We start from the raw sequence: 7,521 nt of genomic DNA, 5'->3' as shown, positions 1-7,521 counted from the left end.
CCCCCCCCCCCCCCCCCCCCCGCGCGCCCCCCCCCCCCCCCCCACCCCCCCCCCCCCCCCCCCCCCCCCCCCCCACCCCCCCCCCCCCCCCCCCCTTACCCCCCCGCCAGGGCCGCTTCCTCGTGCGGCTCGACATGCCGGGTTTCTGAGGCGAAGGGTTTCGCGAGGTTATTGAAGGCGACGATGCGTCATGAACTGCAAATCGGCGGGATCCTGGTCTCGCCCTTCGTCGCCTACGCGCTGGGCGCCTTCGCGATCCTGATCGCGCTGCGCTTCGTCTTCGCGCGCGTCCGCTTCAGCCGCTACGTCGCCAACCCGCCGCTCGCCGAGGCCGGGATCTACGTCTGCGTCCTCGCCCTCCTGATCGTGTTGCTGTGATGGCCGACGAAGACGACCCCAAGGCCTCGAACGGTGGCCGGGCTGGGAGCGACCATGCCGCGGCCCCCCGCGGCGATCCGCCGGCTCTGGCCGACGACCGTCCCGCCCGTGCGCGCCGCGGCCGCGTCGGCAAGGTGTTTCGCCTGGCCGCCACCGGCGTGATCCTGGTGCTGGCGTTCCTCGCCGCGACTGTGGTGTGGTCGTACTACGTCACCGCGCCGTGGACGCGCGACGGCCGGGTGCGCGTCCAGGTGGCGAGCATCGCGCCGCAGGTTTCGGGGCAGATCGTCGAGCTGCGAGTGGTGGACAACCAGACGGTGAAGCGCGGCGACGTGCTCTACGTCATCGACCCGTTCGACTTCGAGGTGAACGTCGCTTCCGCCGAAGCCGAGGTGAAGAACCGCGAGGCCGACCTCTCGGTGAAGAACGCCCAGTCGGCCCGGCGCCAGGCGCTGACCACGGTCTCGACCTCCGTCGAGGAGAAGCAGCAATATGCCGGCACGGCCAAGATCGCCGAGGCGGCCCTAGAGACCGCCAAGGCGCAGCTCTCGCAGGCCAAGACCAACCTCGGACGCACGCAGGTGAAATCGACGGTGAACGGCCGGGTCACGAACCTGCTGCTGCGCGCCGGCGACTACGCCACCACCGGCACCTCGAACATCTCGGTCATCGACACGGATTCGTTCTGGATCGACGGCTATTTCGAGGAGACCAAGATGGCGAACATTCATGTCGGCGACCCGGCCGAGATGGCGTTGATGGGCTACTCCAACCACCTGCGCGGCACGGTCGAGAGCATCACGCAGGGCATCTCCACCGCGAACGCCGCGGCGAGCACGCAGGGGCTGCCGAACGTCGACCCCGTCTACACCTGGGTGCGGCTCGCGCAGCGGGTGCCGGTGCGCATCCGCATCGCGCACGTGCCGCCAGGGGTGCCGCTGGTGGCCGGCATGACCGCGACCGTGGTGGTGGGCGAAGGCGGCGCACCGCCGCCGGCCTGGTTCATGGACCTGCGCCGCCGCGTCACCGGCGATCCGCCGGCCACGCGGGAGGCCGACGCCGACCGCCGGTGACAAGGCGGACCGGCTCTGGGCGCAGGCGGATCAGTCGATCCCGAGCTTGCTCTTCAGCAGGGCGTTGACGGCGGCCGGGTTGGCCTTGCCGCCGGTGGCCTTCATGGTCTGGCCGACGAACCAGCCGAGCAGGGTCGGCTTCTCCTTCGCCTGCTGGACCTTGTCGGGGTTCTTGGCGACGATGTCGTCTATCGCCGCCTCGATCGCGCCGGTGTCGGTGACCTGCTTCATCCCGCGCGCCTCGACGACCGCGCGCGGGTCGCCGCCCTCGGTCCAGACGATCTCGAACAGGTCCTTGGCGATCTTGCCGGAGATGACGCCCTCGCCGATCAGGTCGATGATCTGGCCGAGCTGGTCGGCGGAGACCGGCGTCGCCTCGATGCCGAGGCCTTCCTTGTTGAGGCGCCCGAACAGCTCGTTGATCACCCAGTTCGCGGCCGCCTTGCCGTCGCGCTTGGCGGCCACCGCCTCGTAGTAGTCGGCAGACGCCCGTTCGGCGACGAGCACGTTGGCGTCGTAAGGCGAGAGCCCGAAATCGGCGATGAGCCTCGCTTTCTTGGCATCCGGCAGCTCGGGGAGCCCTTCGGCGAGGGCGTCGACGTAGGCCTGGTCGAACTCGAGCGGGAGCAGGTCCGGGTCGGGGAAATAGCGGTAGTCGTGCGCCTCCTCCTTCGAGCGCATCGACCGGGTCTCGCCCTTGGACGGGTCGTACAGGCGCGTCTCCTGCGCGATCGTGCCGCCGTCCTCGATGATCGCGATCTGACGCCGCGCCTCCGATTCGATCGCCTGGCCGATGAAGCGGATCGAGTTGACGTTCTTGATCTCGCAGCGGGTGCCGAGCGGCTGGCCGGGCAGCCGCACCGAAACGTTCACGTCGGCGCGGAGCGAACCCTTCTCCATGTCGCCGTCGCAGGTGCCGAGGTAGCGCAGGATCGTGCGCAGCTTGGTCACGTAGGCGCGCGCCTCCTCGGAGGAGCGCAGGTCCGGCCGCGAGACGATCTCCATCAGCGCGACGCCGGAGCGGTTGAGGTCGACGAAGCTCTGGGTCGGGTTCTGGTCGTGCAGCGACTTGCCGGCATCCTGCTCCAGATGCAGCCGCTCGATCCCGACGGTGATCGACTCGCCGTCGAGCAGGTCGACCACGACCTCGCCCTCGCCGACGATCGGGTCCTTGTACTGCGAGATCTGATAGCCCTGCGGCAGGTCCGGGTAGAAGTAGTTCTTCCGGTCGAACACCGAGCGGTGGTTGATCTGCGCCTTCAGGCCGAGGCCGGTGCGCACGGCCTGCGCCACGCATTCCTCGTTGATCACCGGCAGCATGCCCGGCATCGCCGCGTCGACCAGCGAGACGTGGTCGTTCGGCTCGGCCCCGAACTCGGTGGAGGCGCCGGAGAACAGCTTCGAGCGGCTGGTGACCTGGGCGTGGATCTCCATGCCGATCACGACCTCCCAGTCGTGCTCGGCGCCCTTGATGAGCTTCTTCGGGTTCACGGGAGCCGTCATGCTCGGACTTTCATGGAACGGAGCGCCGGGGCGCCGCGGAGTGTCGTGGCGGTGCGCAGGCCGGTCAAGGTGCGTGCGGCCGCAGGATCTTTCGGGCGGTGAAGCCCAGGATCGACCACAGGATGGCCGCGCCGACCCGTACCGGGAAGAAGGTCGGCCCATCGTGGCTCACGGGCGCCGGCCAGGGAATGCCGATCGCGGTGACCACCCAGGAGAACAGCACCGCCGCCACGAACCCCGCGATCACCGCGACGAAGAGTTTGCCGAACTGGTCCGCCGACCAGCCGAGATAGAGGCAGACCGCGATCAGGACCGGATCGAACCCGGCCAAGATCCAGACGGTCCAGGGATAATACGGGACCGTCACCACCAGGCCTTCGGCAGCACGGTGCGCCCGGCCGCGCGCTCGATCACCTCGGCGGTGGCGAACAGCGTCTCCTCGTCGAACGGCCGCCCGATGAGCTGCAGCCCGAGCGGCAGGCCCTGGCCGTCGAGACCGGCCGGCACCGCGATGCCGGGGAGCCCTGCCATGTTCACAGTCACGGTGAACACGTCGTTGAGGTACATCTCGACCGGGTCGGCGGAGGCCTTCTCGCCGACGCCGAAGGCGGAGGACGGCGTCGCCGGCGTCAGGATGGCGTCGACGCCCGCCGCATAGGCCTCCTCGAAGTCGCGCTTGATCAGCGTGCGGATCTTCTGAGCGCGGACGTAGTAGGCGTCGTAGTAGCCGGCCGACAGCACGTAGGTGCCGATCATGATCCGGCGCTTCACCTCGCGGCCGAAGCCAGCCGCGCGGGTGTTCTCGTACATGGCGGCGATGTCACGTCCCGGCACGCGAAGGCCGTAGCGGACGCCGTCGTAGCGGGCGAGGTTCGAGGAAGCCTCGGCCGGCGCGACGATGTAGTAGGCCGGCAGCGCGAGCTTGGTGTGCGGCAGCGAGATCTCGCGGATCGTCGCGCCCGCGTCCTTCAGCCAGGCGGCGCCGTCGTCCCAGAGCTTCTGGATCTCGGCGGGCATGCCCTCGACCCGGTACTCCTTCGGGATACCGATGGTGAGGCCCTTCACGCCGCGCGAGACCGCGGCCTCGAAATCCGGCACGGGGAGGTCGACGCAGGTGGTGTCGCGGGCATCAGGCCCTGCCATCGAGCCGAGCAGGATCGCGCAGTCGCGCACCGTGCGGGCGATCGGCCCGGCCTGGTCGAGGGAGGAGGCGAAGGCCACCGTACCCCAGCGCGAGACGCGGCCGTAGGTCGGCTTGATTCCGACCGTGCCGGTGAAGGCGGCCGGTTGCCGGATCGAGCCGCCGGTGTCGGTAGCCGTGGCGCCCAGGCACAGATGCGCCGCGACCGCCGCGGCCGAGCCGCCCGACGAGCCGCCGGGGACGATCTTCGCGTCGGACCCGGTACGCCGCCACGGCGAGATCACTCCACCGTAGGCGCTGGTCTCGTTCGAGGAGCCCATGGCGAACTCGTCGAGGTTCAGCTTGCCCAGCATCACCGCGCCGTCGCGCCAGAGGTGGGCGGAGACGGCGGATTCGTAATGCGGTTCGAAATTCTCCAGGATCTTGGAGCCCGCCGTCGTGGTCACGCCTTCGGTGCAGAACAGGTCCTTGATGCCGAGCGGCAGGCCTTCGAGCGGCCCGGCCTCGCCCTTGGCGATCTTCGCGTCGGACGCCTCGGCCATCTTGAGGGCGCGGTCGGGCGTCTCCAGCAGGTAGGCGTTGAGCACGCGCGCCTTCTCCAGGGCGTCGATGTGCGCCTGCGCGATCTCGCGGGCGGAGAAGGTCTTGGCCCTCAGGCCGTCGCGCGCCTCGGCGAGGCTGAGTTCGTTGAGTTCCGTCACGCTGTTCGTCCTCGGCCGCGTGGCCGCGATGCGGGTCAGGGGCGTTCCGGCCGGCGGAGCCGGTGGACGCGGCAGATGTCGTTCACGGGCCGGCGTTTCGCGGCCCGGCCGGCCTACTCGACGACCTTGGGAACGAGGAAGTAGTGGTCCTCGGTCTCCGGCGCGTTGGCGACCACGTCGAGCGCGCGACCGCCGTCGGTGACGACGTCCTTGCGCTTCTTCATCGCCATCGGCGTCACCGAGGTCATCGCCTCGACGCCGGTCACGTCGACCGCGCTCAGCTGCTCGACGAAGGCGAGGATGGCGTTCAGCTCGCCCTGCAGCGGCGCGACCTCGTCTTCGGCCACCGCGATGCGGGCCAGATGCGCGATGCGCCGGACTGTCTTCTCGTCGACCGACATGCTGCCTGTTCGTCTTGCGCGTTCGTCTCGGAAGGTCGGGCGCCGGCAGCGGCGATTGCCGGCCCTTCCACGGTCCAGGCGCTATAGCACCGGGCTTCGCGGCGCCGCAACGCGCAGGGGGTCAGGTGACGATGTGGTTCGGGATCCCCGTGGTCTCGATGAGGATGCCGCTTGGGCGGATGGGGCGGAACTCCGCGAGGGCGAAGCCCAGCACCAGCACCTCGAAGGCGATCAGCAGCATCAGCTTGTGCTTGCGCGGCATGGCACGCCGGGCGGGCGCCTTGACGGGAGCTTGGGGGACGAACGAACCGATGGCCTGCACGATTGCCTCCGCAACGGGGTTAACGAAACCTTAACCATCGTTATGAGGGAAGCGCTGCGTCGTGCGCCAGGGCAAGTTCGGGATGCGGTTAACGCCTGTGGATGGAGCGGGGACGCGATGTGGAACACGGTGTTCGAGCGGCTTCATCCGGGGGCGCGGTCGAGCGAGGCGGAGATCGCGCGGGCGGAGGCTGAACTCGGGTTCGCGCTGCCCGAATCGTATCGCAGCTTCTGCCGCGCGTGCGGCGCCGGGCTCGCGAACGGACACTTCCGGATCGCGACGCCCCTGCCCTACCCGGCGGCCGACCTGGTGACGCGGGCCGAGATCGTCGCCGACAGCATCAACGCGGCGATCCAGGCGCTTTCCGCCGCCGACACGCCGCACCGCTTCTCGATCGAGGACGGCGACCTGTCGCGGCTGGAGCGCGCCTGCTTCTTCGGCGAGGGCGACGACGGCAGCTTCCTGTTCTGGGACGTGTCGGGCGCGGGCGAGTACCCGATCTGGGTGATGGCCCCCGACCTTGAGACCGTCCGCTTCGGCGGCGACACCCTGGACGCGTTCTTCAAGCGGACGCAGGGGCTGACGATCCTCGACGTGCTCGGCGACGGCACACCGCCGCTCGCCTCGACCTTCGAGGGCATCGAGGCGGCGGTGCTGGCGCGGGCCGGCGCGCCGGCGCAGGACGGCGCGCCGGTGTGAGCCCTTGGCGGGATGGGACACGATGGACACGGACGCGCTACGCACCTTCGCCGAGGCCTCCCGCGGCGGACCCCGGCTGATCGGCATCGATCTCGGCACCAAGACCATCGGCCTCGCGTTGTCCGACCTCGGACGACAGATCGCCTCGCCGCTTGAGACGATCAAGCGCGTGAAGTTCACGCCCGACGTGGCGCGGCTGCGGTTCCTGTGCGAGCAGCACGCGGTCGGCGGCCTGGTGATCGGCCTGCCGCTCAACATGGACGGCAGCGAGGGCGTGCGGGTGCAGTCGACGCGCTCGTTCGTGCGCAATCTGAAACCGCTCCTCGACCTTCCGGTCCTGTTCTACGACGAGCGCCTCTCGACCGCCGTCGTCACCCGCGCGTTGATCGCGGCCGACACCTCTCGGGCCAAGCGCAGCCAACTCGTCGACAAGCTCGCCGCCGCCTACATCCTGCAGGGCTGCCTCGACCGGATGCGCGGGATGGTCGAATCGGAGGACGACGACCTGGATTGAAGGCGTCACCCGACGAGCGACACCATCCCGCTGCCGTGCCGCTCGATCCGCCCGTCGAGCTCGAGTTCGAGCAGCGTCGTCTGCACCACGCGCACCGACAGGCCGGTCGCGCGGGCGATCTCGTCGGTGCCGACCGGCGTCGGGCTCAGCGCGGCGACGATCGTCTCGCGGTCGCCCACCGGCTCTGCCGGCTCCGGCGCCTCGAACGACGGCGCCGGCATTGATGAGCCGCCGTCATCGAGGTCGATCTCGTCCCAGAAATCCGGCTGGTCGGCCAGATCCGGTCGCGGCAAGGCCGGCGCCTGGTCGGGGTCGCCGCCGCGCTCGATCAGCGGCGCGATCGCGGCGAGGACGTGATCGACCTCGGCGACGAGCGTCGCGCCCTGGCGGATGAGGTCGTTGGTCCCCTCCGCCCGCGGATCGAGCGGCGAGCCCGGTACCGCGAACACCTCGCGCCCCTGTTCGAGGGCGAAGCGCGCGGTGATCAGCGAGCCCGACCGGCGCGCCGCCTCGACCACCACGGTGCCGTAGGCGAGCCCCGAGATGATGCGGTTGCGCCGCGGGAAGTCGCGTCCGCGGGGCACCCAGCCCATCGGCATCTCGGCGACAACCGCGCCGCCGGCCTCCAGGATCGACTCGACGAGGCCGGCGTGGTTGGCCGGATAGATCTTGTCGTGCCCGCCGGCGAGCACCGCGACGGTGCCGGTCGCGGCCTCGGGCTTGGCCTTCACCGAACGGTTGGCGCGGGGCTTGGGCGAGGCGGGCCTCGTCGTGGTCTCGGGCCTGGCC

General features: G+C 70.1%; 10 protein-coding genes. 4 read left to right on the top strand and 6 right to left on the bottom strand.

Features of this window, described 5'->3' with window-relative positions:
* Positions 1–183 precede the first annotated feature (183 nt).
* Positions 184–378 (top strand): DUF1656 domain-containing protein, encoded by a 195-nt coding sequence (locus FV222_RS12570; RefSeq protein ID WP_147762017.1) that lies wholly within the window; start codon positions 184–186, stop codon positions 376–378.
* The gene (locus FV222_RS12565; RefSeq protein ID WP_147762018.1) at positions 378–1,451 is read left to right on the top strand and encodes an HlyD family secretion protein; all 1,074 of its coding nucleotides are present in this window, start codon (positions 378–380) and stop codon (positions 1,449–1,451) included. Before FV222_RS12570 ends, FV222_RS12565 begins: the two co-directional genes overlap by 1 nt.
* 30 nt (positions 1,452–1,481) lie before the next feature.
* On the opposite strand, the gene gatB is transcribed toward FV222_RS12565, so the two are convergent.
* The 5 genes from gatB to FV222_RS12540 all read right to left on the bottom strand — a co-directional run bounded on the left by gatB (position 1,482) and on the right by FV222_RS12540 (position 5,519).
* Positions 1,482–2,954 (bottom strand): Asp-tRNA(Asn)/Glu-tRNA(Gln) amidotransferase subunit GatB, encoded by a 1,473-nt coding sequence (gatB, locus tag FV222_RS12560; RefSeq protein ID WP_147751191.1) that lies wholly within the window; start codon positions 2,952–2,954, stop codon positions 1,482–1,484.
* A gap of 64 nt (positions 2,955–3,018) precedes the next feature.
* A complete protein-coding gene (locus FV222_RS12555; protein WP_147762033.1) occupies positions 3,019–3,321 on the bottom strand; it encodes a hypothetical protein in 303 nt (100 codons plus the stop codon).
* Positions 3,318–4,796 carry an Asp-tRNA(Asn)/Glu-tRNA(Gln) amidotransferase subunit GatA gene (gene gatA / locus FV222_RS12550; protein WP_147762020.1) on the bottom strand — a complete coding sequence of 493 codons (1,479 nt, stop codon included), beginning with the start codon at positions 4,794–4,796 and terminating at the stop codon, positions 3,318–3,320. Before gatA ends, FV222_RS12555 begins: the two co-directional genes overlap by 4 nt.
* A gap of 113 nt (positions 4,797–4,909) precedes the next feature.
* Positions 4,910–5,197 carry an Asp-tRNA(Asn)/Glu-tRNA(Gln) amidotransferase subunit GatC gene (gene gatC, locus FV222_RS12545; RefSeq protein ID WP_147762021.1) on the bottom strand — a complete coding sequence of 96 codons (288 nt, stop codon included), beginning with the start codon at positions 5,195–5,197 and terminating at the stop codon, positions 4,910–4,912.
* 121 nt (positions 5,198–5,318) lie between these two features.
* The gene (locus FV222_RS12540) at positions 5,319–5,519 is read right to left on the bottom strand and encodes a hypothetical protein (protein ID WP_147751188.1); all 201 of its coding nucleotides are present in this window, start codon (positions 5,517–5,519) and stop codon (positions 5,319–5,321) included.
* 117 nt (positions 5,520–5,636) lie between these two features.
* On the opposite strand from FV222_RS12540, the gene FV222_RS12535 reads away from it, so the two are divergent.
* Positions 5,637–6,218, top strand: coding sequence for an SMI1/KNR4 family protein (locus FV222_RS12535; RefSeq protein ID WP_147762022.1), 582 nt, complete (start codon positions 5,637–5,639; stop codon positions 6,216–6,218).
* 22 nt (positions 6,219–6,240) lie between these two features.
* The gene (ruvX, locus tag FV222_RS12530) at positions 6,241–6,732 is read left to right on the top strand and encodes a Holliday junction resolvase RuvX (RefSeq protein WP_147762023.1); all 492 of its coding nucleotides are present in this window, start codon (positions 6,241–6,243) and stop codon (positions 6,730–6,732) included.
* 5 nt (positions 6,733–6,737) lie between these two features.
* On the opposite strand, the gene FV222_RS12525 is transcribed toward ruvX, so the two are convergent.
* Positions 6,738–7,521: DNA-processing protein DprA (locus FV222_RS12525; protein WP_147814479.1), on the bottom strand; the 784-nt coding region annotated here is incomplete at its 5' end.

Source organism: Methylobacterium sp. WL103 (assembly GCF_008039885.1).
GTDB lineage: Bacteria > Pseudomonadota > Alphaproteobacteria > Rhizobiales > Beijerinckiaceae > Methylobacterium > Methylobacterium cerastii.
This window is presented reverse-complemented; position numbering and strand designations above follow the sequence as displayed.